General features: G+C 67.7%; 21 protein-coding genes and 2 tRNA genes. 8 read left to right on the top strand and 15 right to left on the bottom strand.

Translation table 11 applies throughout. The features are described from left to right. Nucleotides 1-237: 237 nt before the first annotated feature. Nucleotides 238-1206, top strand: a complete 969-nt coding sequence (locus U8525_RS28050; RefSeq protein WP_374269760.1) for a M91 family zinc metallopeptidase — start codon at nt 238-240, stop codon at nt 1204-1206. Nucleotides 1207-1409: 203 nt separating this feature from the next. Here the strand turns inward: U8525_RS28050 and U8525_RS28055 are convergent, their stop codons facing one another. From U8525_RS28055 to U8525_RS28105, 11 genes are all read right to left on the bottom strand, one after another. Beyond that, nucleotides 1410-2165, bottom strand: coding sequence for a DUF5953 family protein (locus U8525_RS28055; RefSeq protein ID WP_374269761.1), 756 nt, complete (start codon nt 2163-2165; stop codon nt 1410-1412). Further along, nucleotides 2162-2800 carry a DUF6310 domain-containing protein gene (locus U8525_RS28060; protein ID WP_374269762.1) on the bottom strand — a complete coding sequence of 213 codons (639 nt, stop codon included), beginning with the start codon at nt 2798-2800 and terminating at the stop codon, nt 2162-2164. Before U8525_RS28060 ends, U8525_RS28055 begins: the two co-directional genes overlap by 4 nt. A gap of 907 nt (nt 2801-3707) precedes the next feature. Further along, nucleotides 3708-7418, bottom strand: coding sequence for an ATP-dependent RNA helicase HrpA (gene hrpA / locus U8525_RS28065; RefSeq protein ID WP_374269763.1), 3711 nt, complete (start codon nt 7416-7418; stop codon nt 3708-3710). A gap of 501 nt (nt 7419-7919) precedes the next feature. Further along, nucleotides 7920-8234, bottom strand: coding sequence for a hypothetical protein (locus tag U8525_RS28070; RefSeq protein WP_374269764.1), 315 nt, complete (start codon nt 8232-8234; stop codon nt 7920-7922). 203 nt (nt 8235-8437) lie between these two features. Further along, on the bottom strand, nt 8438-8860 hold the full coding sequence (locus U8525_RS28075; protein WP_374269765.1) for a hypothetical protein: 423 nt from the start codon (nt 8858-8860) through the stop codon (nt 8438-8440). 347 nt (nt 8861-9207) lie between these two features. Continuing rightward, nucleotides 9208-9678, bottom strand: coding sequence for an NUDIX hydrolase (locus tag U8525_RS28080; protein WP_374269766.1), 471 nt, complete (start codon nt 9676-9678; stop codon nt 9208-9210). Further along, complete coding sequence (locus U8525_RS28085; protein WP_374269767.1) at nt 9675-10877, bottom strand: DUF2380 domain-containing protein; 1203 nt, start codon at nt 10875-10877, stop codon at nt 9675-9677. Before U8525_RS28085 ends, U8525_RS28080 begins: the two co-directional genes overlap by 4 nt. A gap of 313 nt (nt 10878-11190) precedes the next feature. After that, entirely contained in the window at nt 11191-12525 is a 1335-nt protein-coding gene (locus tag U8525_RS28090) for a hypothetical protein (RefSeq protein WP_374269768.1), read from the bottom strand. A gap of 141 nt (nt 12526-12666) precedes the next feature. Further along, a complete protein-coding gene (locus U8525_RS28095) occupies nt 12667-13911 on the bottom strand; it encodes a serine/threonine protein kinase (RefSeq protein WP_374269769.1) in 1245 nt (414 codons plus the stop codon). A 175-nt stretch (nt 13912-14086) separates the two neighbouring features. Further along, a complete protein-coding gene (locus U8525_RS28100; protein ID WP_374269770.1) occupies nt 14087-15922 on the bottom strand; it encodes a serine/threonine protein kinase in 1836 nt (611 codons plus the stop codon). A gap of 9 nt (nt 15923-15931) precedes the next feature. After that, on the bottom strand, nt 15932-16831 hold the full coding sequence (locus tag U8525_RS28105) for a DUF2381 family protein (protein ID WP_374269771.1): 900 nt from the start codon (nt 16829-16831) through the stop codon (nt 15932-15934). Nucleotides 16832-17239: 408 nt separating this feature from the next. Here U8525_RS28105 and U8525_RS28110 point away from each other — a divergent pair, with 408 nt between their 5' ends. The 4 genes from U8525_RS28110 to U8525_RS28125 all read left to right on the top strand — a co-directional run bounded on the left by U8525_RS28110 (nt 17240) and on the right by U8525_RS28125 (nt 22117). Next, nucleotides 17240-17488, top strand: coding sequence for a hypothetical protein (locus tag U8525_RS28110; protein ID WP_374269772.1), 249 nt, complete (start codon nt 17240-17242; stop codon nt 17486-17488). 434 nt (nt 17489-17922) lie between these two features. Further along, nucleotides 17923-20670, top strand: coding sequence for a bifunctional DNA primase/polymerase (locus tag U8525_RS28115; RefSeq protein ID WP_374269773.1), 2748 nt, complete (start codon nt 17923-17925; stop codon nt 20668-20670). Next, the gene (locus U8525_RS28120; RefSeq protein ID WP_374269774.1) at nt 20667-20918 is read left to right on the top strand and encodes a helix-turn-helix domain-containing protein; all 252 of its coding nucleotides are present in this window, start codon (nt 20667-20669) and stop codon (nt 20916-20918) included. Before U8525_RS28115 ends, U8525_RS28120 begins: the two co-directional genes overlap by 4 nt. After that, a complete protein-coding gene (locus tag U8525_RS28125) occupies nt 20915-22117 on the top strand; it encodes a tyrosine-type recombinase/integrase (RefSeq protein ID WP_374269775.1) in 1203 nt (400 codons plus the stop codon). The genes U8525_RS28120 and U8525_RS28125 overlap by 4 nt, the downstream gene beginning before the upstream one ends. 47 nt (nt 22118-22164) lie before the next feature. Here the strand turns inward: U8525_RS28125 and U8525_RS28130 are convergent. Continuing rightward, nucleotides 22165-22239: transfer RNA gene (locus U8525_RS28130), tRNA-Leu, on the bottom strand. 25 nt (nt 22240-22264) lie between these two features. Beyond that, nucleotides 22265-22340 (bottom strand) — tRNA-Pro (locus U8525_RS28135). 364 nt (nt 22341-22704) lie between these two features. On the opposite strand from U8525_RS28135, the gene U8525_RS28140 reads away from it, so the two are divergent. Next, nucleotides 22705-23856, top strand: coding sequence for an LOG family protein (locus tag U8525_RS28140; protein WP_374269776.1), 1152 nt, complete (start codon nt 22705-22707; stop codon nt 23854-23856). Nucleotides 23857-23866: 10 nt separating this feature from the next. Here the strand turns inward: U8525_RS28140 and U8525_RS28145 are convergent, their stop codons facing one another. Both U8525_RS28145 and U8525_RS28150 read right to left on the bottom strand, forming a co-directional pair. Beyond that, nucleotides 23867-24451: a ThiF family adenylyltransferase gene (locus U8525_RS28145; RefSeq protein WP_374269777.1), complete on the bottom strand. Its 585-nt coding sequence runs from the start codon at nt 24449-24451 to the stop codon at nt 23867-23869. Between the two features lie 11 nt (nt 24452-24462). Continuing rightward, complete coding sequence (locus tag U8525_RS28150) at nt 24463-24711, bottom strand: hypothetical protein (protein ID WP_374269778.1); 249 nt, start codon at nt 24709-24711, stop codon at nt 24463-24465. A 367-nt stretch (nt 24712-25078) separates the two neighbouring features. Between U8525_RS28150 and nfi the strand changes: the two genes are divergently transcribed. Both nfi and U8525_RS28160 read left to right on the top strand, forming a co-directional pair. Further along, the gene (nfi, locus tag U8525_RS28155) at nt 25079-25795 is read left to right on the top strand and encodes a deoxyribonuclease V (RefSeq protein ID WP_374269779.1); all 717 of its coding nucleotides are present in this window, start codon (nt 25079-25081) and stop codon (nt 25793-25795) included. Next, complete coding sequence (locus tag U8525_RS28160) at nt 25792-26007, top strand: DUF2905 domain-containing protein (protein ID WP_374269780.1); 216 nt, start codon at nt 25792-25794, stop codon at nt 26005-26007. The genes nfi and U8525_RS28160 overlap by 4 nt, the downstream gene beginning before the upstream one ends. Nucleotides 26008-26132: the final 125 nt, after the last annotated feature.

The raw sequence follows: 26132 nt of genomic DNA on the forward strand, positions 1-26132 counted from the left end.
GGAAGGGGAGTGAGTGTGGCTTTCAGCGACGAGGACACCCATAGCAGCGGGCATGCCAACGCCCTGGCTCCGGTCGCGCCTGCGCAAGTCGTTGATCTTGCTTGGGCCGCGTGAAGCGCCGCGCTCGCGCATGGCCGTGCTTCTGGTGACTGCCGTTGGTGGCTGATGTCTTCCGTCATCAGGTGGGCTCCGGGGCCTCTGCGGTAGGCTTCGCTCCATTCCCAGGAGAGCCTCCCCATGACGTCCAAGCTGAAGCTGCCGTCCTTGAAGATGCCCACCGCGGGCGCGTCGCAGGCGCCGTCCACGTCCAGGTCCCCGGCGAAGGCGCAGCCGGACGACTGGTTCATGAAGAAGCCGCTGGGGGAGCCGAAGCCGGTGAGCCAGCCGCCCGAGGAGAAGAAGCTCACCGATGGCATCCGCCGCGACCTCTTGAGCCCGGGCCTGCCGGTGCGCACGGAGGAGGTGGCGCTCCAGGACAACCGCAAGGTGCGCATCACCACGGTGGGGCAGCTCAAGATTGGTGAGACGGACAAGCAGCCGGGCTTCACCCTGGCGGCGCTCCGGGACCTGAAGAAGATCTCCAGCACGGAGACGGGCCGCATGGAGCTGAATGGCATCAACCGTCACTCGGGGCTCAACGGCACCACCGAGAAGCACGTGCAGATCTGGAAGAAGGACGAGAGCGGCACCACCGACAAGGCGGGGGAGAGCAAGGCCTTCGGCATCAAGGAGGGCGCCAAGGTGGAGTACAGCCCGCAGGACGGCATCCCCGACCCGAAGCACGCCTCACACAAGGAGAAGTACGGCGCGTGGGGCACGCCCCAGAACAAGCCGTCGGACTCCACGCTCCTCCATGAGCTGCACCACGCGCGCGAGTACGTGGATGGCACCATCGACACGAAGACGACGGTGAAGCGCGGCAACAAGCAGGACCTGTCGCTGAGCGAGATGAGCGCGGCGGGCCTGGACGGCTTCAAGGACAGCGCGTTCATCGAGGGCAAGGGCAAGCTGTCCCGCCCGTCGGAGAACACCTATCGTCACGAGCAGGGGCTGCCGCAGCGGACCTTCTACGCGGACAAGGCGGAGGTGAAGAACAGCGGCGTCGACCGCCTGCTCAAGGGCTCCGTCAACCTGGATCCGAAGCTGTCCAAGGAGGACGCGGCGAAGCTGGAGGCCTACAAGCAGAAGACGTCCCTCGACGAGTAGCGCCTGCGCTTCGGGCGCTCGTCATCCGGAGCGGGGGAGGTCATTTCATGAATCTCCCCCCTTGCTGTGTCTTGCGCTCGCGGCGTCTCCCGGGATGTCGAGCCGGAGTGACCGCCGCGGCGGGGGCGGTTGAGCTCCGGTCGATGGCACCGTTACGGGTTTCGCCCGGCTCCGTGGCGTGCCCGTACACGGAGCGGGTGAGGTCAAGGCGCCGCGCGTCCGCCTATCTCCGGGAAGCGCTCATAGGCACGCTTGAGCGCATCCAAGTGGGCGGGGTTGTCCAGGTCGAGCGGCGCGTCGGTGAGCTGCACGAGCCATCCGTCCGATGCCGTGCGCCGCGCCCGTGAAAGCAGCTCGGCATCACGGAGCGGATCCGGGAACCCGATGGATCGTGCGGCAGCGGCGGACCAGTAGTTCAGCCACCCGAGGTAATAGGGAATCTCTGGCGAGCGGATGTGCTCGAGGAGCTTCAAGGCGGGCAACCCCCGGCGTGGGGATGGCGGCCCTTCCAGCGTGGGGGCGGTCTGATACGCGATGTCCACCGCAGCCCCGTCCGGCGTCGCATGCCCCCAGAACGCACGCATCCCCTCCGCAACACGCTCCAGGATCTCCGCCGCTGCCGTGACAACGGTGGTGTCTAGCGGCAGCTTCGCATGGACATCAAGCAATGACTGGCCGCCCGGCGCCTGGCTTGCTGGGGTTGTCAACCCGCTAATCATCACAGGAAAGCTCTCATCGCTATTGCATAGGAAAGGGAACTTCCCCCGTGCCGCAGCCTCGGAAAGCCATGCGTCGCGCTGAGGCAACATTGCAAGTTGTCGCTTCTCATTCACTTCCCACCGGAGGCGCAAGCCGGGCATCGCTTGCTCCATGCCATGGACTGCTACGAGCGTGCGGCGATCGTCCCCCACGAGTGAAGGGGCGTAGATGGCCAGAACGAGGCGCTCTTTAGTGGTCATCGTTGACATCCCGTGACGACGATCTTGAGGGACGAATCAAGAGCGAACAGCGCATCTTTGTGTGCTTGGGTGCTCACACCAATAACGAAGTCGTAGCCACAGGCTTGCGCCACCCGGCGCTCATTCCGCAATTGCTCAATTTCTTTCTCAATCTCGTGCTGTCGAACAAATTCATTGTATGTGTCGAACTGGTGGGTCTTGATTTCCCACAGTACCCGCACGCCGACTTGCAGCGCATCGAAGCGGACGCCGCCAACGAGCACGTCCATTCCAGGATAACGGTTGGGCGGGAACGTGTCGGCGCACTCATTGTGCGGGTCGTCCTCGCCCGCGTGGGGGACTGGAACAGGTTCGCAACTGGCGCGGCCCGTCCGGGCCACGGGCACAGGAGGTACTGGGGGCTTCCTGTTCTGCCCCGCCGGCTCGGGCTTCAGCTTGGGTGGGCGTTGCACTTCCGCTTCCTGGGAGGCCACCTTCGTTCCTCGTGAGGTCCCTGCTTCCTCGGGGTAGGCGTGGCGGAGTTCGTATGCATCCATCGCTTCTTTGATGGCGACGCCGACCACCACCACGCCGAGCACGATCACGGCTCCCACGGCAATCTCCGGAGCCGCCAGCACGCAGAACCCGATTCCCACGGCAGCGGCGTCAGCGGAGGCGACCGCGCATCTTCCCGTGGTGTCGTGGAACTCGATGCGGTCATGGTCAAGGGCTCGATAGCACCTCTCCACCAGAACCGGCCAAGGCTGAGACGCCTCGCGGACCACGCACCGCCCTTCGTCAATCCAAGGCAGTTGCGCAGCCCGTTCAAGGTTGGTGAGTCTCCGGCTCCGCGCTCTGCCTGTACCGGGCGACGGTGTCGACGCGGCGCATGCCGAAAGGAAGAGTAGGAGCGTGATGCAAGCGCGGAAGCGCATGGCGATATTCTCGCAGCAGAAGTGAGGGCTTCAGCGCTACGTGCTCGGAGTCTAGCAGCGCACGACAGCACCGTGTGTGCTCGGCGTTCTCCGGCTCAACCTGCCGCGTCCCGAGAGGACGTCGAACCGCTTTCAGCGATCCAGCGAATCTCCTGCCCTGCGGCTCCTTGAGGAACATGGGCAAGCGAAAACCCATTGATCTGAAGGGCTTGCTGGGCCGTCAACGTGTGCCCGAAGGCGAGACTTGAGCCCACGGACAAGGCGATAGGAAATCACAGGCAGGACGCGCTGTTGCCGACATGGAGACAGACTTGATCCTCGACGTTTGAAAGGCATCCCTGTACCTCGACATCTATGAGTCCAATCGCCTGAGCTTCCTCATGATGTCGCCGGGGACAGCACCTGTCGCCCCCGCACTTCCGCGAAGGGGGTGAGCCGGTGCGGCTCCACGCGGGTGGGAGGCGTGATGTGCGTCACCAGGACGCCCGCGCCCGACAAGGCATCCTTTCGCCTGGGCCTTGGGCCAGGATGGAGACCGCGCCCAGGTCCGGAGGAGCGTCCGGCAGCGCCCGTGGCCGGCGGTGGGTAGTCGGGCGGCAGCACCTCGATGACGCCCAGCCACTCGCAGCTAGCGCAGCGCCGAGAGGGCTGCGCCGACCTTCGCCACCGTCACCGACACGGGCGTCGTCACCTCTGGAGCGAAGATGGCCACGCGGAGCTCCTCGAAGGCCCATCGCAGCTCTTGCGCCGCCTCCGGGTCACGCACGGTGGCTCGCCTGGCGAGGAAGGTCTCCCACAGGGGAGTGAACGGCGCGGCCTTCCCTGCGTCCTTGCCGGGGTTCGCCACCGCACGCGCCAGCCGTGCCTGGGCCGCGCGGAGATAGCGCGGGTAGTTCAGCAGGCGCGTGAAGGGGACCCACTCGATGAGCTTCGCCGGGAACAGGTGCCCGAGCTGCGAGCGGATGTCCCGCACGGCCGCCGCGCCGCTCGGCCCCTTGGATGCTGCCTTGAGTGCGGCGAGCGTCTCAGCGAGCTCCGCGGAGGTGGCAACGACGACGTTCGCCCAGTCCCGGGCCGTCTGCTCGATGCGCTGTGAGCCGTCCTGGACCAGCGCCTCGAAGGCCGCCTTCGTGCGGGGCAGCGGCGCACCTGGTGCGAGCTTGAACGCATCGTCGACGCTGCGCGCGAGGACGAGCGCCCGGAAGGCGTCGGCCTGGCCCCGCGCGGGCGGCGCGCCGTCCAGGGACGGGAAGGGCAGCGGCATGCGCGCGGCGCTGACGGCCACGTGTCCGCGCGCGGCGAGCATCAGGAGCCGGCGGATCCCCGTGCGCGTGGCCGCGTCGGCGGCGGCGGCTGTCTCGAGCAGCACCAGGTCCACGGCCGCGCCCCGGTCGACGAGCGCGGGATAGCTGCGGACCTCGAGTCCGCCGACCCGCCGGGTAACAAAGGGGGGAAGCTCGCCGAAGGTCCAGGCGGTCAGCCCCTTGCGCTCCCAGTCCGAAGTCGGTGCCGCGCTACGCAGCGCTGTCCGTGCACGTCCCCCGTGCTGATCGAGCAGCGCGTCGGCGTCGCGGCTCTTCGCGAGCTCCTTTCCCCGCTCGTCGAGCACCCGGAGCGTGACGCGCAGGTACGGCGGCACGGCATCCGCCCGGAAGGACTCCTCGGGCACGTCCACGCCGCACAGCCGGGACACCGCGCGCGCGAGCGCCGGAATCAGCGGCCCGCGGAAGGGCACCAGCTCCTTTTCGAGACGGTCGACCAGCTCCGGCACCGGCCCCAACTGCTTGCGCTGGGCGCGGGGGAGCTGTTCGAGCAGGGTGGTGAGCTTCTCCCGCTGCCACCCGGGGATGGTCCAGTCGAGCTCACCCGGGACCAGTTGGGCGAGCAGCAGCAGCGGCACGCTCACGGTGATGCCGTCGTCCTCGGCGGAGGGGTCGAAGGTGTACGTCACCGGCACGGACGCGCCGTGCAGGGTGATGGCATCCGGGTAGTGCGCCGGGGACAGGCCCGGGTCATGCGAGAGGGCATCCTCCATCGTGAGGACGAGCACGTCGGGGTCGGCCGCCTCGGCCTTGCGGCGCCAGGCCTCGAAGCCCGCTCCGTCCGTCACGTTCGCCGGGACGCGCTGTTCGAAGAACGTCAGCAGCGCCTCGCTGTCGAGCAGCTCGCTGCGCCGGGCCTTGTCCCGCAGGCGCGCCACGCGCTCGAGCACCTGGCGGTTCTTCTCCTGGAACGCTCCCCGGGTGCGGTACTCGCCGCGCACCAGGGCATGTTCGAGGAACATCAGCCGTGCCCGGTCGGGATCCATGTGGGCCAGGGCCACGGGGCGCTCCTTGAAGACCTGGAGCCCGAAGAGGGTCGCGCTCTCCTTCACGACGGCGCGCGCGGACTTCTCCGACCAGTGCGGTTCGGAGTAGCTGCGCTTGAGCAGGTGCGGAGCCGCCGCCGCGAGCCACTCCGGGTCGAGCTTCGCCACGGTGCGCGCGAACAGCTGGGACGTCTCCACGAGCTCGAACGCCATCGCCCAGGCTGGGGGCTTCTTCGCGAGCGCCGAGGAGGGATGGACCGTGAAGCGCGTCTGCTTCGCGCCCGTGTAGTGGCGCTGCTCCGGATTCCACTGGCCGATGCGGGACAGGAGCCCGGTGAGCAGCGCCTGGTGCAGGACGTCCCCGCGTGCCGGGGCGCCCCGGCCCTTGCGCGGCAGGCGCAGCTCGCGGACGGTCTCCTCGAGCTGGCGCTGGACGTCCCGCCACTCGCGCACCCGCAGGAAGGACAGGAAGTTGTCCCGGCACACGCGCCGCAGATGGGATGTCCCCCGGACCTCGGCCTCGCGCACGAACGCCCAGAGCTTGAGGAGGCCGGTGAAGTCCGAGTGCTCGTCACGGAAGCGCGAGTGCGACGCGTCCGCCTTCTGCGCGAGCTCCCGTGGCCGCTCGCGCGGGTCCTGGAGGTTGAGCGCCGCGGCGACGATGAGCACCTCGTCCAGGCACCCGTACTCGGCGCCGGCGAGGATCATCCGCGCGATGCGCGGGTCCACCGGGAAGCGCGCGAGCTGGTGGCCGAGCGGCGTCAAGGTGCGCTCCTTGCCTTCGATGGCCCCGAGCTCCTCGAGAACCCGCCAGCCCTCGGCGATGGCCTTCGGCTGGGGCGGGTCGAGGAAGGGGAAGTCCTCGACGTCGCCGAGGCCGAGGGACTTCATCCGCAGGATGACCCCCGCGAGCCCGGTGCGCTTGATCTCCGGGTCGGTGAAGGCGGGCCGCGTGGTGAAGCTCACCTCGTCGTAGAGGCGCACGCAGATGCCCTCGCGCACGCGGCCGCAGCGCCCCTTGCGCTGGTCGGCGCTGGCCTGGGAGACCGGCTCGATGTGCAGTCGCGTGGTGCCCGAGCGTGGGTCGTAGCGCGACAGGCGCGCCACCCCCGTGTCCACGACGTACACGATCCCCGGGATGGTGACCGACGTCTCCGCGACGTTGGTGGCGAGGATGACGCGGCGCTGGGGGATGGTGGCGAAGACGCGCGACTGCTCGGAGGCCGACAGGCGCGCATACAGGGGTTGCACCACCGTGCCGCGAAGCTCGCGCGCGTTCAGGGCATTCTCGGCCTCGCGGATCTCCCGCTCCCCGGGGAGGAACACGAGGACGTCCCCGTCCGGGTCGAGCGAGAGCACATTCGCCACCGAATCGGCGACGGCGTCGGCGAGCTCGGCGTCCTCGGGGGGCGGCTCGTAGAGCACGTCCACCGGAAAGGTTCGGCCCTCCACCTGGATGACGGGAGCGCCCCCGAAGAACTGCGAGAAGCGCTCGGTCTCGATGGTGGCCGAGCTCACCACCACCTTGAGGTCGGGGCGCCTGGGGAGGATGCGCTTGAGCCACCCGAGCAGGAAGTCGATGGTGAGGCTGCGCTCGTGGGCCTCGTCGAGCACGATCGTGTCATAGCGGCTCAGGAGCGGGTCGCTGTGGATCTGCGCGAGCAGGACGCCGTCGGTCATGAACTTCACGGCCGTCCGCTTGGACGAGCGGTCCTCGAAGCGAATCTGGTAGCCGACGTCCGTGCCCAGCTCCGTGCCGAGCTCGCGAGCCACGCGCGCCGCCACGCTCGTCGCGGCGATGCGCCGGGGCTGGGTGACGCCAATCTGGCGAGGGCGGCCGCGCCCCATGGCGAGCAGGAGCTTCGGCAGCTGCGTCGTCTTCCCCGAGCCGGTGGCCCCCGCGACGATGACCACCTGATGGGCGGTGATGGCCGCGGTGATGTCCTCCACCCGGCTCGAGATGGGGAGCTCGGGAGGGAAGCGCAGGGTGGGGAGGCCGCCGGGGGCTGGGACGGGGGAGTCGCCGGACATGGCGGCATGGAGTAGCACTGAAGCGCACGCCGCGCCCCTGACGAATCGTGTGGGCGCCTGCTCGGCGGGCGTTCGTGGAGGGATCCTCCCTTCGCGCCAATGAAGCCAGGAGGCCAAGGAGAAGCCCAGCGAGCCGGTGGGATGATTGCTGGGCTTCTGAATGGGGCGGCGGGAATCGCACCCACTGCTTGGATCCTCTGCGAGAGCGAGCCAACGTAACCGCCCGCCGTCGGGCGGTTACCCTCATCGAGGATGTGCCCGCGCATGTGGAGCGGCAGGTGCACCTGCACCCGTCGGTCGGTTACGAGCCAACCCTGCACCTACCGCCATTGCACGGCGAGCTTCAGTGCCGGTGGTGCCTTCGAGGAGGGCCCAGATGAGGTATCCCCTCATTTGCGATTTTCCCGCGGAGCTTGCTCGCTCATCCATCCGTGCATTCTCCGAGGGGACTCTTCAAAGGAGGGGATACCTCAGGGGCTCATCGGTAGAGCGGTTTCTGACTCAAAAGTCACGGGGGTCACTCCACTCGAAGTCTTCTGAAGTCAGTCGCTCTGCGGACATTAACGATTCATCCATCCGGTCGATGATGTCTTGAAGAGCTTCAAGTTCCGTCCGGCCAAGTCCTGCGGTCCACCCGGGATCCCCGGATTTGTTTTTCACGAACACATTGGGTAACGCCAGGAAATCGCCCGAGCCACGCTCCAGAACCTTGACTCTGTATATTGTGCTGGGGATGCGGAGGTCCCGCAGTTCGTAAATATTGGCGACCCTGGAAATGCTTGCTCTGCCGTGCAAGTTTATGGCCTTCCAGTCCATCTTGCGAACCTCCTAACGAAGACCGAATGAGATGATTGTGCCATCACGAAGACCGAATGAGATGATTGTACCATCTGGTGCAAGGTCAATGTATCGACCGTTCTTGACGTAGCGGGTTACGCCGGGAGTGAAGCCATCGACAGGAAACCGCTGTGCGCCGAATAGATTCCGGGAGAACGCATTGGCCATTCTCAGATACTGCGTCATATTTTTTGCTCCCCCCATAGCTGCTCCGTGTTGATCAAAGTGATCCTCAAGTGATTCTGCCGGAGAAGAATAGCTCCCTTGGTTTCACCTGCCAGTGTCATTCGGCCCAGGCTGCAACTGGGGCCGCGAATTCCTGCCCCGATATTGCTTCCCGCCCCATCATTCCCAAAGTGCTCCCAGAGAAATGCCGGAATGGGGGCCTGGAGGAAGCTATCATTCAGCCAGGTGCCCGCGAAACAGCCGACGCCGAACGCGAACATTCCCGCGCCAGTCCCCCAATCCATGGAAAGTCTTATGGCTGCCGTCACAACCACAACGGGAGTGGCGGCAGCCACCTTGCCATGAGGGGCGTGCCGCTGAAGGTCGTCCAGGAGTTGATGGGGCACGCCACCATCGAGATGCCCATGCGGCACGCGCATCTCAGCCCCGAAGTGAAGCAGGACGCGGAGAGGCTCCTGGACGGCCCCGTGCTGGAGAGGGGCAATAGGGGGGCAATGGCAGGAAGCTAGAAAGACAAAAGGCCCGTAACCCCTGAGGATTACGAGCCTTCTTGAAGTGCCGAAGGCGGGATTCGAAACCGCAGGCAGGGAGATAGAAAACCTCAAGCAGGACGCGCAGTTACCCGCTATCTCCCTGATCTTGCTCGGACTCAACATCCCGTCTCGTCCCAAGCTGTCCCCTGGTGTGCCCCCTCGAACCACGCTGGAGGGGCACACTGGGGGCACACGCCAAATCCCTCACTGGCTGGCAGAGCCGCAGCTTCCGGTCAGGCTTCCTCGTCGGGAAGCAGTGTCCGAAGAAGCTCGTCGTCGGGTCCGAGCGGACGCCAGCCCGGGTGTGGCGGATTGGAGAAGAGTAGATCGCCGGCCCGGTCAACGCGTTGCTGGTGGGTATCTGGAGTGAACGAGGACCAACCGGCGAGAGCGCGTGCGACCTTGAAACGGTTCGAGTCATCCATCGTGGCCGGCCAGCCCTCAGGGAGATGCTCGCTCAGTTCGCGCACGAACTGTCCGCGGACCAAACGCGCGACCCGGTGGGCACGCTCCGCTTCGGCGACAAGTCCACTGAACACCTGCACTCCAGCAACGTCCTCCGGACCGAGTTCCTTGGCCAGTGCTACCAGCGATGCTCTGGGACGCGCCTCCGCGAAGGCCGTGAGCGAGTCGTAACCACGTTCCCGGACGCGCTCATACAAACGAGCCTTCCAGTTTCCTTGCCACGAACGTCCGTCGGTCATCGGCTACTCCCCTTGGTGAACATCACCGGGATCTCATAGACCTTCATCCGCGCCGCGACGATGTCCAGGACCTCATTGCGCGTCAACACTCGTCCGATCCTACCTTCGACCCTACGCAACTCTCCCATGATCATGCGGTTCCACTCACCGGGCCACGTGCGGCCCAGACGCCAGTCCCCCCCGCCGTGAATGGCCTCGTGGTGGGCCTGTTCCAGCCGGACGCAGAACTGGTCAATGTCCATGTCGCCCTTGAAGCCGCGCCGCTCGAACCACTCGCGGTGCTCCTTCGGCAGCACATGGTGTTTCGGGCCGTCCGACATGCCCGCCCCGGCCCTGCCCGTCACCTGCATGCCGCGCACCTCGGGGCCGTCCCCTAGCGCTTCGCGCACGCCCTCGGGCAGGTCCTGATGCGCCTGGGCCATCATGACCTGTCCGCCGTGAATGAGGACGGCCGCGCCGACGGCTGGCACGGAGATGACGCCCGCTTGCACGAGCCTTCGCATCATCTCCACCCACTCGGCGGAGACCACCAGCCGAGAGCCCACCATCACTCCACCCGAACTCATCACGAGGCCCACGCCGAGCGCAGCGGGGCCCGAGGGCGGCAGCCGTGGCAGCGACATCTTCAACGTGGAGATCATGGCGACCATCTCCAACGCCTGCGTCGCCGCGATGATCTGCCCGCCGAGCTTCATCGTCGAGCGGGTCTCTCGATGGAGCGCGTCGAACTCACGGGTCAGCTTCCCCATCAACTCGGGCATCGCGAGGGTCGCGGCCTCGACCCGCTCCGGGTCCAGGGAAGCGAGGTCCGTCAGCGTGGGCTCCATGAGTCCCTGCACGCGATGCAGGTCCGTGAAGAGCTTCTCGACGCTGCACATCGGGCAGTTGCGGAGAATGGCGTCCGCGAGGTGGAGGAAGTCCACCCAGGTGGCCAGGAGGAGGGTCCCGAACTGGGCCGCCTGGAGCCTGGGCCCCGCCATGCGAAGGAGGCCCAGCTCCATGTCCGTGTCACCGACTTCCGAGGCTGCCTCTGTCAACACGGTGGCACTCCCGAGCGCGCCATGCAGCCACGTCACCTGCTTGGAACCCTGGTCGAGGTAGCGCGTGAAGACGCCGGTGAGGCTGAAGCCCCAAAGGTCCGGAGGACGGGCCGCCAGTTGGGTGAATGCGGCCTCGACGCCACGCAGGGAGCCCGTCACCTCGTCCGTGGCGTCCAGGACCGCCTGACGCGCTGATGCAGCGCTCCGGGCACCGCCCCCGACAGCACTGGCACCCACGGCGGTCGCGTCGTCCCGTGGCCCCTGGCGACGCAACATCCGTTGGAACACCTCGGGTCCCGAGAGGGAGGACGGCGGGGAGCCCCAGGCGCGCGGGGCCCCATCGATCGGAGCCTCCACCCACGCGGGCGCGGGAGCCGCACGCGGCGCGTAGCTCAAGCTCCGACGACTCCCAGGCGCGTGCGGCACGGAGGCGCATCCCGTGGCCAGCAGCGCTACGGCCAGCAACAGGGCGTCAGCGCGCATTGTCCACCCCCAGGCCCACCGAGGCGAAAGCCCCCGGCCGCAGCGTCCCTTCCGGCGTGGGGAACAGCAGCGTGCCGCCCGTCCCCAGCGCGTAGAGTTTCCCACCCAGGAATCGCCAGCGGACCTCGGCGGCCCCCAGGTAGCGCGCTCCGGGCTGTCCCATGCCCACGCCCAGCCCCTTCACCGCCACTTCCAGGCTGCGCGCGAAGAGCTGCACCGCCACGCGTCCATCCACGTCGAAACGGCCCCACGAGAAGGCCTCCACTCCCAGCGACAGCTTCAGGTGCTTGGAGAGGCCGCCATAGCGGACCGCGTCCCAACCCACCTCCGCCTCGCCATAGGCCGAGTACCCATCCGGGAAGGGTGCCTCCGCCAGCGGCACCCCCTCCGGCCCTGCGGCCTGGAAGCGCGCCAGTTCGTAGTCCGGGCCGAAGAAGCCCTGTCGGAAGCCGCCGTGCTGTCGGCGCACCTCCAAGCGCAGCCGCATGTCCAGCGTGGGCGTCAGCGCATCCGCGCCCGCGCCCACCACCGCTCCCCATGCGCCGCCCTCACCTGGCCGTCCGCCCCAACCGGCAATCAGGTGGGCCTCGAAGCCCGGCCGTACCACCACCACGGCAGTACCGTCCAGGTGCGCCAGCGTCACCGACGGCGCGCGACCTCCGGCCCGTCCCCAGTCATGCACGGCGGAGAGCGACAGCGTGTAGCGGCCCGGCTCGCGGGGCTGGCCGAAGAGGACGTGCTGCACGTCCAGCGCGACTTCCGCCCCCATGAGGCGCGCGCCCAGCACGTCCGAGGCGAAGGCTTGCATGTAGAGAGGGCCCAACGTCCCGGTGAGGAAGCCTCCGGCCGGGTGGTAGTCGGGATTGCTTCGGTTGGAGTAGCGCCGCACGAGGTGCCCCGACAGCAGGCTGTAGGACTCCAGCCCGCCGAACCAGACGCCCACCGGCGCGTTGTCCGAGCCCAGCTTGAGGCCGCGCACCACCTGCCCGAAGTCCGAGAGGCTGTCCCAGTCCTCCCGCCGCACGAGGCCCGTGTCTTCCCCTCCACCCCACAACCGCAGCCGCACCGGGGCGCCCAGGTTGAGGCCGAACTCCGCGCCTCCGTCGAGAATGAGCGTCGGCTCTACTTGGAGGAAGCCCTCGTTCGAGCCGATGCCCGCGCGCGGCAGCAGGGCCCACGTCGTCGCGTCCAGCCGCAATAGCGAGCGCCACGCGGTTGCCTGCGGGCGCCGCTCCTCCTCCACGGGCGGCACCTCCGGGACGTCCTCCGCCCACGCGGCGACCGGCAACAACAACCACAGCCATACCGCCCAACGTCTCGTCATTCGCATACACGCCTCCCAGCAATGCCCCCAGCGAGGGGAGCAAAGGACACACGTCTGACGTTCAGCTCGGCTTGGGGCCGGCCGCGCGTCATGGATTGGGGTTGAAGGGAATGGGTGCTGGCCGCCTCGGGCCAGCGGGTGCTAATGCCGCGTCAGGCGCAGGGCGCCCGGTTGCGGCTCCGTCGTCGTCTCGTCCACGCTGCGCAGGGGCCGGGGCTCCGTGCGGATGTCGTCCTGGCTCAGCGATGGGAAGGCCGGGACGATGCCGCCCTCGTCCTCCATCAAGTCCAACTCCTCCAACTCCTCGCCACCCTCCATCATCGCCTCCTGGACTTCCTTCACCGCGTCCGCTCCCGAGTACGGCCCCAGCCGCGCCAGTTGCGCCCGCAGCTCCACCTCCAGCGCCGCCGCCGTCGGGTAGCGGGAAGCAGGGTTCCGGCTCAAGAGCCGCAGGAAGACGGTGCGCAGGGGCTTGGACAACCCGCAGGCCGCCGCCTTCACGTCCTCCACCCGGTAGGCCATGGCGCACCGGAGCATGTCCTCCATGAAGGGCAGAGGGTGCGCGCCCATCGCCAGGGCCGTCACCTTCAGGGCCTTGAGGTACTGCTCGCGCGAGCGTCGGAAGGGCGCGTCCTCCGGGTGGAAGTCTCCCGGGTCGTACAGGTGCCGTCCCGTGGCGAATTCCAGCAGCGTCAGCCCCAGCGAGAAGAGGTCCGAGCGTGCATCCGCCGCCTCTCCCATCAGCACTTCGGGGGCGGTGTAGATGACGTCACCGACAGGGCGCGGCATCGTCGTGGACGGGCGCCCCTGGAGCAGCGAGAAGGCCACGCCGAAGTCCGTCAGCGCCACGCCGCCTCCGGGCCGCAAGCGAATGCACCCGGGGTTGATGTCGCGATTGACGATGCCCAAGGGATTGCCCGCGTCGTCCGTGCGCGAGGAGGCGTGCGCCAGGGCCGCCGCGACTTCCGCGCCCACGTAGAGCACGAAGGATTCGGAGAAGTAGCGCCCGCGAAGCTGGGCGATGTCGAGGAGGGTGTTCAGGCTGAAGCCCTCGATGTGCTCCAGGACGGCGCCCAGGCCGTGCTTCATCTCGAAGAGGCCATGGACGTGGGCGATGTTGGGGTGCTGGAGGAACTGCGCCAGCCGCACCTCCTCCTCCAGCCGCGCGCGAGCCCGGAGGAAGCGCTCCGTCGCGGGCCCCTCCGGCAGGGGGACGCACTTCACCAGGACCTTGCCCCGGTAGCCGTTGGGCGTCCGAGGCCGCGCGAAGAGGACACGCTCGCCGTTCCGGCCAGTGCCCAGGTCCTGGAAGAACTCGTAGGCGGTATCACCGTCGCAAAAGAGGACAGCACCCCCGGCGAGCCGGGAGTCAGCACCACTGGACATGGAAGGGGCTCCTGAATGCCCGCGCGAGGGAGCCGCGCAAAGGCAGACGGAAAGCTACCTCCGGCTGCCTTCCTCCGGGAACGACGCCACAGGTCACTTACTTCAAATTTCCCTGCTATTCACGGAATCAGTCCAGGCACGCTCCGAGGCGTAACGAGTCTTGACACTCCAGGGCTTAAGGCCAGCGGTCCACAAGGTAGCCCACTCCAACGCGAGAGTAGACAACTGCCCCCGGCTTTGAGCCCTCCCATGCCTCCTGGGGGCCGTTCTCCCCAATCGCAATGCACACGGGGAGAGTGCGTCCATCGGGAAGGCGCGCTTCGGTGTAGCGAGCCAGCAGGAACGTCCCATCGCCTGTCCACAACCGCCCGTAGAGCACCGTGCCCTTGGGGATGCTAAAAATGGGTCTGAAGACAATTCCCGTCACAGCCCCATCCCTGAAGACCCCCTCATCACCGGGAAGACCCGGCTGACTTTTGTCGATGGTGATATCCACGCCAACCCCCGCTTGGTGACCAAGTCCCCCGTTCCCTGTTCCTCGGAACATGGCCTCGCGCGCCTCCTTGGGACACGCTCCCGCCTCGGGCCGTACCTGGGCGCTGCTGGGGCAACCGAGCTGCAACGCCACGGCGGCGCTCGCCGCCGCGCACTTCGCGAGGAACTCCGCCCTGGCGTTGGTGGCGGGGGCCTTCTTGTCCAGGGATGTGGACGGGCTTGCGACGATGGGAGCACGCTTCACGGCGGAGCTTTCCTTCCGGACAGAATCGAGAGGGGGCAAAGCTACCCCAGGGGACGACGCGGCCAGCACGTCGCCCGCGTCAGGTGAGGGGCCCGCATCCTGGAGGGATACGGGCGTTGGAGAATGGGAGGCGACTCCCGCATCCCCATGGGAGACGGGCTCCACCGGCCGTCCCGAAACCTCCCTGAGGACAGCGGTCGGAGGCGTGGGGCGCAGCCACATGAAGGCCCCCGCCACGGCCGCCACGACGAGGAGCGCCACTCCGGCATCCACCAGCCGGGCCCGTCTCACACGGCGGGCGGAGGGCGTCTCCGCATCCGTATTGGAGGCGGGAGCGGTAGGGGGCTTCAACGAGGGGACGTGGACGGGAATGGTCCACTCCGGTCCCACTTCGCCCGCGAGGGCCGCCAGCTCGCGGCGCATCGCCTCCGCCGAAGGAGGGCGCTCCTCCGGCTTCCTCGCGATGAAGCGCATCGCCACGTCGCTCAGCCCCGCTGGCACGCGCGCATTCAGTTCTCGGGCTTGAGGGGGCACCCAGCGGCCCTCGACGGCAGCCTTGGGAGAACCGCTCGCGGGCTCCGGCGTCGTCAGCACGTCATAGAGACAGACGCCCAGCGCGTAGACGTCATCCGTCACCTTGAACTCGTACCGCGCCCCCTTCTCGTCTCCGTGCTCCTTCAGGAAGCGGTAGGCCTCGGGCGAACGGTAACGGCGGGTGCCGGGCGGCAACGGGGCGTCCGTCAAATCCTCGGCGTGCGTGTAGTCGCCCGCGCTGAAGTCCAGGATGACGGGCTCGCTGTCCTTCGCGCGCACCATGATGTTCGCGAGCTTCAGGTCGCGGTGGAAGATGCCGCGCCCGTGCATGTAGTCCATGGCGCCCGCGAGCTTCTCGAAGACGCGCACCACCTCTTGGGCCGTGGGGTGCGTGCGCTCCATCCACTCCGCCAGCGTGTAGCCCTCCACGAACGAGAGAAGGACGTAGAGCCAGCCGTTTTGGAAGTCTGGGAAGCGACCGAACCCGTGGACTCCAACGACATTGGGATGCCGCAGGTGAACGAGGCATCCCAGCTCACGCATGAGCCGCGCGTCCGCTTGCTCCGCATCCCCGCTGCTCGGGCGGTGCATCGCGATCTTCATCGCGAAGGGGTGTCCGTTCATCTCCACGCGGTAGACAGCGCCGTAGGTGCCCGCGCCCAGCAGCTTCACCACGCGCCAGCCGTGAATCATGTAGCCGGGCGGGAGCTGCGCTGGGTGGTGGATGACCGTCAGCATGGCCGACCTCTACAGTGCGACACGAGGAATGAGAAGACGACGTGCGCCGGTAGCATCCACCAACTCCAAACGGAACGCCGTGCCCACATCCCAGGAAGGCTTCTCCGTCTCCACCACGACTGTGCCCACTTCCCCCGGCCCAATCTGCGGCTGATTCATGCGCACGCCGAGGACCAGCAGATGGGCACCACCCGTTGGAGGGGAGATGCGCGCTTCCGTGGGCGCCCATGGATCCTTGCCCTCGTTCACCACGTCCAAGGACAACACCCTCCAAGCAGTTGCCCGAAGGCTGAAGCCCCCCACGACGCGCAGTGAGGACTGCGCGTCTTTCCTGGGTTGAGGCTCAATGCGGCGAGCTGAAACTCCGCCCTCATCCAGGAGTCCCGCCAACGCCAGTCTCCCTGGACTCCCCGTCTCGTTACGCGCCCGCAGTGCCGCAAGCTCGGCGCGCACTTCAGACAGCTCCGCCTGAAGCGTTTCGGGGCTCACTGGACGACGAGACACCTCGACGTGGGAGTCCACCTCCGATGGGCGCGACACAAGGGCGAAGACCGCATGCTCAGGGGATGCGCCATCCGTGAACCGCACCCGGAGCATCAGTCGCTCCCCCGCGCCCAGCTCCATCGTCGGCTTCAGGTTGATAGACCTCTCCCCCACGTCCACGAACTGAAAACGGGCGCGGCCCTCCAACTCCACGGCGTTCCGATCCACCGCCGAGTCGAGGACGAGGGTCGTCAGGATGCCCGCCGCGACCGGGACCTCCAGGACGGGCTCACCAGGACGGGGAAGCGCAACCCGCCTGTCCCTGCGCTCGCGGACCGATGCGGACGGCTGGGCCTGGGCGGTCGTGAAGAGGAGCAGTCCCCCCAGCACGAGGGGCAGGTGCAACGCGGAGAAGGGGAAGGACAAGCGGGACGGCCTCCGCCCGCGACCCTACCAAACCGGAAGGACCCACAGCCCTGGAAACGCGGCTTGGAAACCCCGAGCGAGGTCAGGACGGCTCCACTGACACGAGGATGGGGCGAACTCCGTGTCCCACCGTCGGCGGGGATTCGTTCAGTTTTGAGGCGAAACCCACTTTACGCCTCGCATAACGCCCACCTCATGGGGGCCCGCGTTTTGTCCCAGAATTTCTTCAGCGTGGGGACACGCCGAGCAAGCCTTGAAGAGGCAGTGCTCCGGAAATTCGACCCGGGGGGGCATCCACTCCCACCCCGCCATGCCCGGCAACCCGTCCTGCTCCCGAGAAAACGACTGGGCGCGGGAACCACTCCCAGAAGTTGCCCCCATTGAAAGGGGGAAAGGGAGATCCGAACCATGCTGGAGCTTGTTGAGCAGTACCGCCCACTCATCATCGAAGCACTCACCAAGGCCTCGCCGCTGGGGCTGACCGTGAAGGAGCTGTGCGCCGCGCTCGGAGCCGGAGAGCAGGTCCTCCGCCGTTGCCTCGCCGCGCTCGTCCTGGCTGGCGTCCTGCGCGAGGCCGCGAGGTACACGCCCGGAGCGCGAGGCGCGGTGCCTCGGGCCTACAGCCTCACCGACGCGAATCGCGAGGGCGAGCCGTGAGCGCCCCCCAGCGCATTCAGGACACGACTCCGACTGTCGGCTCACTGCCCCGCTTCCCGGCACACCGGGGCACAAAGCGGGGCACCCTCGAACGCGAGAAACACCCAAGAAATCAACGGCTTGGCGAGCCCCTTTTGCTCACTGCCCCGCCTGCCCCGCTTGTTTCAAAGAAGAGAGAGAGAAAGAGGAGGACATACCCCAGAGAGGGAATTGCAGACATTCAACCCCTCTCATTCTCCCTATACGTCACTGCGTGTGTTCCGGTGAATCAGCGGGGCAGCGGGGCAGGTCGCCAGATTCTCTAGTGATTCTCGCCGCTTAAGCCTGCCCCGCCTTCCGCCCCGCCACTCAATTCGCCCCGGTCTCGCCCCGGATGGCCAGCGCAGCAGCCCTTGGGCTCGCCGCGATTCCCTTCTTTTGCCCTTGGATGTCCCGTGGAAGCCTCTGACCCGAACTCGACTCACTCACTGGAAGCCGCCGCCCTGGAGTACGCGGGGCGCGGCTGGCATGTCTTCCCCTGCTTTGAGCCCGTTCGCTCGCCCTCCGGCGCCCTCATCTGCGCTTGCCCCAAGGGAGCGGAATGCAGCCAGACAGGGAAACACCCGCGCACACGCAACGGCGTGAAGGACGCCACGACGGACGAAGCCCAAATCCGCGAGTGGTGGCGGCAGTGGCCGTCCGCCAACGTCGCCATCGCTACGGGAGCCCTCTCCGGCGTGGACGTTGTGGACGCGGACGCGAAGGCCGATGGAGTGGCGACCCTCGCAAAGCTGGAAGAGGAACGAGGCGAACTGCCCGACACCGTCACGGCCCGCACCAGCGGCGGCGGCTGTCACGTCTACTTCCGCCACGCAGGCATGGTGTCGAAGGCTGGTAGCCTCGCGCCCGGTATCGACACCCGAGGCAACGGTGGTTACGTCATCGCGCCCCCGAGCCTCCACCGCACGGGAGAGCGCTACGCATGGCTTGAGGGAGCGTCCCCCTCCGAGCTTCCGCCCGCCGAAGCGCCGCAGTGGATTCGCGATGCAGCCCAAGCGAAGCGCACGCGCCCCACGCTCGCGAAGGGGGAATCCGCGGTGGGCACGTGGCAGCCACCAACCGGGGATGGACTCACCGAATCCCACCTCTGGACTCGGTGGCACGCGACAAGCGCCCCGGAGCATGCGGCGGCGGTGAAGCGCATGAAGCAGGGACAGCCCTTGTTCCCCGCTGGGCACCATGAAGGGAACCTCTGGGCCTTTCTCTCGTACCTGCGCTTCAAGGCTCCCGAGGCCTCGGACGCAACCGTGCTGCGGCTCCTGGCTCCGTCCGTGACGGCGATGAACTGCTCGAAGCATGACGCCGCGCACGTTGCGGAACGCCTCCGACGAATCAATGACGACTACGGCACCGCGCTAGCCGAGTCCGCTCTCGTCGCCGCTGCACTGAAAGGCGCGGCCGGTTCCCGCCCGTCAACCGAGACTCCTCCCACCTCCGATGCGCCTCCTGGCGCTGATGGCTGGATGGCAGCTCCGGGCTACACCATCCACGATGGCCAGTCGCTTGGCATCTTCAAGGTCACCGACAAGGGCAACCTGTCCACCATTGCCTCCGCCCCCATCAACATCACCGAGACAGGGGAGGACGAGCACGGCACCTGCTACGTGACGGTGCGGTGGCTGTACGGGCAACGCGAGCGCGTGGAGACGATGCCGCGAGCCAAGGTGTCGGGAAACGAAATCCTGGAACTGGCCGGTCGCGGCGCCCCCCTCACCAGCAGCAACAGCAAGAAGGTCCAGGACTTCCTCCAAGCCCAGGAGCAGCACAGCCACGCGAGCTTGCCCCGGGTGCGCATCTTCACCCAGAGCGGCTGGTCTCACGACATGAAGAGCTTCGTCGTGGGACGGCAGGTGATTGGCGAGCCCGGCCGCGTCATCATGCCCGGAGAGGCAGCCTTCCTCGATGCACTTGAGTCGCGGGGTTCGGCGGATGAGCACCTGCGCTTGATGCTGGCCGTTCGTGACAGGGGCCCCTTCGCTGAAATGGCGTGGGCTGCTGGCTTCGCGGCCCCCCTGTTGCGGCTCTTGGGCCTGCGCAGCATGTGCCTGTCCATCTGGGGCGCATCTGGAACGGGGAAGTCCGCCGTGCAGGCGACCACCACGTCGGTGTGGGGGCGTCCTTCTGGCCTCAAAATCAGCGGGGATGTCTCGTCGGCCGCGTTGCAGGGCGAGCTGTCCCGTCACCGCGACCTGCCCACCTGGATTGACGACACCCAAGTCACGCGCGAGGGAATGACGAACCTCATGGCCTACATCGTGGGGACGGAGACGAGCGGCGCGCGGGCAACGCAGACCGGCGAGCTGCGCGCGCGGAAGACCTGGCGCTCGCTGGCCTTCATCTCCGGAGAAAAGCCGCTGTTGCAGATTGGAGGCGCGGCAGGGGCGAAGAACCGGACGCTGGAGGTGTGCGCCCAGCCGTTGGGGGACGCGAGCCTCGCCACGCAAACGCACCAGGGCTTGGAGAAGCACCACGGCCACGCGGGGCCCGCCTTCATCCGCGCGCTCATGGAGTGCTACACGGGCGCGGACCGACTCGACGAACTCCGAGAGCAACACCGCCAGCTCGCCGCCCAGATGGTGACGGAGACAGCGGAGCAAGCACGCTACGCCGCGCTCCTCGTGATGGCCGACAGACTCGCACGCATCTACATCTGCGGCGAGTCCGATGCACCCGCCCAGGCAGCCGCGCTCGAAGCGGGGCACGCGTTCTGTGCGGCGGTGTTGAAGGAGTCCCGCGAGACGAGGACGACCGCCGACGCGGCCTATGACTTCATCATGAACTACGTCGCCGCGAACTGGGCCGGCTTTGAAAGCTCCTTCGCCATCAAGCGCCCGGGGATGGTGACGGACGACAGGGACTCCAGCGGGAGGCGTGTTGTCGCCATCTTCCAGACGACGATGCACGACATCGCGAGGGAAGGACGATTCGACACCCGACAGGTGATGACGGAGCTTGCCGCGAAGGGGTTGGTGTTCAAGGAAGAGGGCCACCTGACGCGCAAGGTCTCCGCCGAGGGTAAGCGTGTGCGCGCCTATTGCTTGGTTCTCGATGACGAGAAGGTGGGGGCGGAGAACGCGCAGGGGGCATCGATTGCCCAGCGACTCCAGGCGCGCCCGTCGCAGATGGGGAGGGCGACGTCATGAGCCGTCACACTTGCCAGAAGGGGCCCGCGACACCAGCAGAGCCTCCCACCGCTGCGGCTCCCGAATTCCTCACCGTGGAAGAAGCCGCCGCGCTCCTGCGCGTGAACCGCAAGACGTTGTACGAGGCCATCCGTCTCGGGCAGGTGCCCGGCATCGCCCGCCTCGGCAGAGTGCTCCGCATCCACCGCGACGCGCTGCTAGCATGGTGGCCGGGTAACGGCGGTCCTGCGCTCGGAGTGAAGCCATGAGCGTCAGACTGCGGAAGTGGAAGACGAAGGAGGGCAAGGTGCAAGAGGCGTGGTGGGTGGACGTCAAGTACCAGCACCCCAATGGGAAGGTGGAGCGAGTCCGCAAGGCCTCGCCCATCGACACCAGGAGGGGCGCCGAAGAGTACGAGCGTCAGGTCCGCCACGCCCTGCTCACCGGAACCTTCGGAAAGGAGAACAAGAGCGAGGAAGCGCCCCTCACCATGATGAACTTCACCCAGCGATTCCTCACCTACAGCGACAACAACAACAAGTACTCCACCGTCGTCAGCAAGCAGCAAATCCTCCGGGACCACATCCTCCCCTTCTTCGGGGAGATGGCCTTGGACGCCATCGGCCCCGCCGAAATCGAGGACTTCAAGGCCGTCATGAAGAAGAAGGCCCCGAGGCGGGGAAGGCTCTCGGAGAATCCGTCCAAGAGGGCGCTCCGCAGGCGCACGGGTTCAAAGCCGAAGACGTTGAGCCTGAAGACCATCAACAACGCCCTGGCCGTCCTCGGCAAGCTGCTCAATCTCGCGAAGGAGCAAGGCGTCCTGGCGAACGCTCCCGACATGAAACTCTTCAAGCTGAAGAAGCCGGATTTCGACTTCCTCTCCTTCGAAGAAGTGGAGCAGCTCATCGACTCCGCCGCTCCTCAAGACGTCGCCCTCCTGACGACGGCCCCCAAGACAGGCCTTCGCCAGGGTGAACTCATCGGGCTCCAGTGGCCAGACATCGATTTCGTCCGCGCCAAGCTCCACGTCAAGCGGACCGTCTGGCGCGGTGTCGAAGGCCCACCCAAGGGCGGCAGCACCCGGACGGTGGACCTTCCAGAGTCCGTCGTGGACGCACTCAAGGCTCACCGGCACCTCCGAGGCCCCTATGTCTTCTGCGAGGAGAACGGTGAGCGCCTCACCCCGGGCAAGATGCGTGCGCCGCTTCGCCGGGCCCTCCGGGCAGCAGGCATCACCCGCGAGGTGGGGAGAATCGGGTGGCACGACCTGCGCCATACCTACGGGAGCCACCTCGCCATGAAGGGCGTGCCACTGCGGGTCATCCAGGAACTGATGGGGCACGCCACCCTCAGCATGACGGAGCGGTACGCCCATTTGAGCCCGGACATCAAACGAGAGGCGGTGAAGGTCCTCGACAGCCGCCCGAGGGGCACACTGGGGGCACACGCGCAGGAGGCCACGGCCTGAAAATGAAAAAGCCCCCAGGTCACAAGGACTTGGAGGCTTGTTCGAAGTGCCGAAGGCGGGATTCGAACCCGCAACCTCCGCGTTCTGAGCGCGGCGCCTCTACCAAGTTGGGCTACCCCGGCGGAATGTCTGTGTTTTGATTTGAAGTCGGGATGACTGGATTCGAACCAGCGACCTTGCGCGCCCGAGGCGCACGCTCTCAACCAGGCTGAGCTACATCCCGAGGTGTTTCGACCTTCGAGGGAGGACCCGGACGCGACAGGGGCCGGGTCCCCCCTCGGGAACCCGGCCCCTGTCCACTCCCGGTCTGCCGGGCGGCGGATTCGAGGGTCAGGTGCCGAGCGGACTGCCACGGAAGGATGCGATGGCCAGCTCCAGGGTCTCTGGAGAAGCCACCTTCGTGGCGGGTCGCTGCGGATCCAGCGCATTGGGGTTCAGCATGGGCATCCCTCCTTTCTGGGGAGGAATGACGCGGTGAAGCTCCTTTCCTGACGGGTCCCGGCCACGACGTGGCTTGGAGCCAGGTGCTGAGGGACACCGTCCGCGGCCAGAGGACAAGCCGCGTGTAGTATCGCGGTGAGATACCCATGACGGAACTCGAGACCCTGGCCGCATTCGAGCAGCACCTTCGCGAAGGCCGCAGCCTCGCCAACGTCGTCCTCCAGGGGCTGGACCTGCGCGCGTGGAGCGATGCGCTGCTCGGCGCGGACCTCACCGGTGCTGTCTTCCTGGGCTGTCTCCTGGAGCCCGCGACCCTGCATCACGTCCTCGCGCGGGGCGCCATGGTGTTCCCGCCCTTCTCGGGGCTGCCCTATTGCCCGTATCGGGGCAGCCTCTACACGCCGGAGGAGCTGTACGCGGGCTTTGACCCGACCCGTCCGGAGACCTACGCGGACACGCTGGATGCGCGCGTCTACGCGCACTGGAGCTCGCGCGGCGGGGCCCACCCGCCCTCCATCCTGGAGACCCTGGCCCAGCGGCTTCATGACCACGCCATCAGCGACGCGCTGGAGGAGGCGCTGCTGGAGCAAGGCAAGCCCCGCCGGGTGGTGGCCATCATGGGCGGCCATTCCATGCTGCGAGGCCAGGACGACTACCGCTCCGTGGCGGAGTTGGCCCGTGCACTGGCGCGCCTGGGGTTCTTCCTGGTGAGCGGCGGCGGTCCGGGCGCCATGGAGGCCACGCACCTGGGCGCGTGGTTCGCGCCACGGGCGGATGAGGACCTGGACGCGGCGCTCGCGGTCCTGGCCCGGGCTCCGTCCTACCAGGACGCGGACTGGCTCTCGCGTGCCTTCGAAGTGCGGGCCACCTGGCCGCTTCGCGACGCGGCGGCGATGGGCGACAGCCTGGGCATCCCCACCTGGCTCTACGGCCACGAGCCGCCCAACCCCTTCGCCACGCGCATCGCGAAGTACTTCGCCAACAGCGTGCGCGAGGAGGGACTGCTCTCCATTGCCCGGGGCGGCGTCATCTATTCTCCCGGCAGCGCGGGCACCGTGCAGGAGGTCTTCCAGGACGCCTGCCAGAACCACTACAACACCACGGGCGTCATCAGCCCCATGCTCTTCCTGGGACGCGAGTTCTGGACGAAGACCCGGCCCGTGTACCCGCTGCTGGAGCACCTGGCTCGCGGACAGCAGTACGCGCGCCACCTGCTCCTCACGGACTCGAAGGAGGACATCGTCGAGGCGCTCGTGCGCTTCGACCAGGAGCGCGAGGCCCTGGCGCGCGCGGGCTGACGGTGGGCGCTCAGCCCTGACCCACAACCGGGGTGACCGCGCTCAGGTTCACGAAGGCATCCCGCTTCACCCCGTGCTGGAGGAAGTCCTGCACCGCCCGCGCGAGCGTCGCGGCCAGCAGGCCCAGGAACGGCAGGTGCTCGCCGCCCTCGCAGGTGGTCTGGCCTTGGGTGTCCTCGGCGTCAGGCGTGAAGCGTTCATCCCAGCGCACCAGTCCGAACGCGCCGTCCGCGGCCACCGCGCCGTGCACCAGCGGCGTACCCGTCCTCCGGGCATGGTCGCTGAGCAGCTGGCGGCTGTCCTGGTTGTCGAAGGCGTCCACCAGCAGGTCGGCGCCCCTGCACAGCGCCTCCACGTTGTCGCGCGTGAGGCGCACGCCGAGGGACTCCGCCTTCACGCCGTGCAGGTTGTGCAACTGGAGCTTCAGCGCCTCCGCCTTGTTCTTGCCGACGGACGGCTTCACGTAAGCCTGTGACAGCAGGTTCTTCGACTCCACCCGGTCGAAGTCGATGAACACCAGCGTCGCGTCCAGGTTGCGGCATAACAGCGCCGTTGCGGACCCGATGGCCCCCACGCCACAGAAGACGATGCGCATGTCGGTCGTCCTCAGCACGCCCCGAAGGGCACCTTCGGACGCAGGTAGATGCGCTCCTCGCCGTGCGCACCGCGGAAGCGGTCCACGACGTAGTGCTGGAAGGCCTCATCCCGCAGCTGGAAGCGGTGCAGGCCCGGCACGCCCCCCGAGCGCACCAGCTCCACCGCGATGCGGCGCACGTCCGCGTCGCTGATGTGCCGCTCCAGCTCCACCGGCACGTCCGCCGAGTGTCCGTCGTAGGTGATGTTGAGCGTCGCCATGGTCGCGTGCCTCCAGGGAAGAGAACCCCTGGCCCGGGACGGCGCCTCCTGGGGTGTCCTGACAACCCGGCCTGTCGGGCCGGCCGTACCGTGCCCGCGACCTCCGGGCCGGCGAGGGAAGGCGGTTGAGCAGGCGGACTCCCCTGCGCTCCTCCCTCGTCCACGGTGTCTGGCTGTGCGCGGAAGGGGAGCGCCGCGCAGGCACGCCGCGCGCTCCATGGGCCGCGAAGTCATTCCCATGCCTCCTGTACGCCCCCCTTCACGGTCCGCCCGGTCTATGTCCGTCGCCTCGTGGACGTGGACGAGGGGCACGGTGGTCACGCTCCGGCCGGACAATGCACAGTGTTGGGGGCACGGGAGGAGACGCATGGAGGCACCGCGAGCACCGCACACCTGGAACGTGACGCCCACGGAGGCCGTGGCGCTGCAGAAGCGCCTGCGCGAGCAGCTCATCCTCGAACCTCCGCCGGGCCTGCGCGTCACCCGGCTGGCGGGCGCCGACATCTCCACGGAGAAGGGCAACGACACGGGCTATGGCGGCATGGTGGTGCTCGACGCGCAGACGCTCCAGCCGGTGGCCCGCGCCGTGGCCACGGCGCCGCTGACGTTCCCCTATGTCCCCGGCCTGCTGTCCTTCCGCGAGCTGCCGGTGCTGGCCGCCGTCTGGGAGAAGCTCACCGTCCGCCCCGACGTGCTCGTCTTCGACGGCCAGGGCACCGCGCACCCTCGGCGCCTGGGCATCGCCTGCCACGGGGGGCTGCTGTTCGACATCCCTTCCATCGGGTGCGCCAAGTCGCTCCTGGTGGGCACGCCCGGGAAGCTCGCGGAGCGGCGGGGCGCCACGTCCCCCATCACCCACAAGGGCGAGGTGGTGGGCATGGCGGTCCGCACCCGCGCGGGCGTCAGCCCCGTATACGTCTCCCCTGGCCACCGCATGGACCTGGACACCGCAGTGGAGTGGGTGTTGAAGGCCAGCCCCCGCTACCGAGAGCCGGAGACGACGCGCCACGCGCACCGGCTGGTGAACGCCTTCCGCCGCGCGGGGGGAGAGGCCTCGGAGCTGGAGGAGGGGCGTCCCGGATGAAACCCGTGGGGTTGATGCTGGTGGTGGCGGGCCTGGGGCTCGTCGTCGTGGGCCTGCTGGTGTGGGTCGGCGCCTTCTCCTGGTTCGGCCGGCTGCCGGGGGACCTCCGCGTGGAGAGCGGGAACACGCGCATCTACGCGCCGCTGGCGTCCATGTTCCTCCTCTCCGTGCTGCTCAGCCTGGGCGCCTGGGTGCTGCGCCGCTTCCTGTAGGTCTCCTCCCGAGGTCCAGGCAGGCGGATTTCCCCTCAAGGATGAGCACCCCGGGCGTCTGACCGGCGAGGACCCGACCGGGCAGGTGAGCCGCCCGCTGCCCGGCCGGTCAGGCGTGGGCCTGT

Origin of the sequence: Corallococcus sp. RDP092CA (genome assembly GCF_041903675.1) — a bacterium.
In the GTDB taxonomy this organism is placed as follows: Bacteria; Myxococcota; Myxococcia; order Myxococcales; family Myxococcaceae; genus Corallococcus.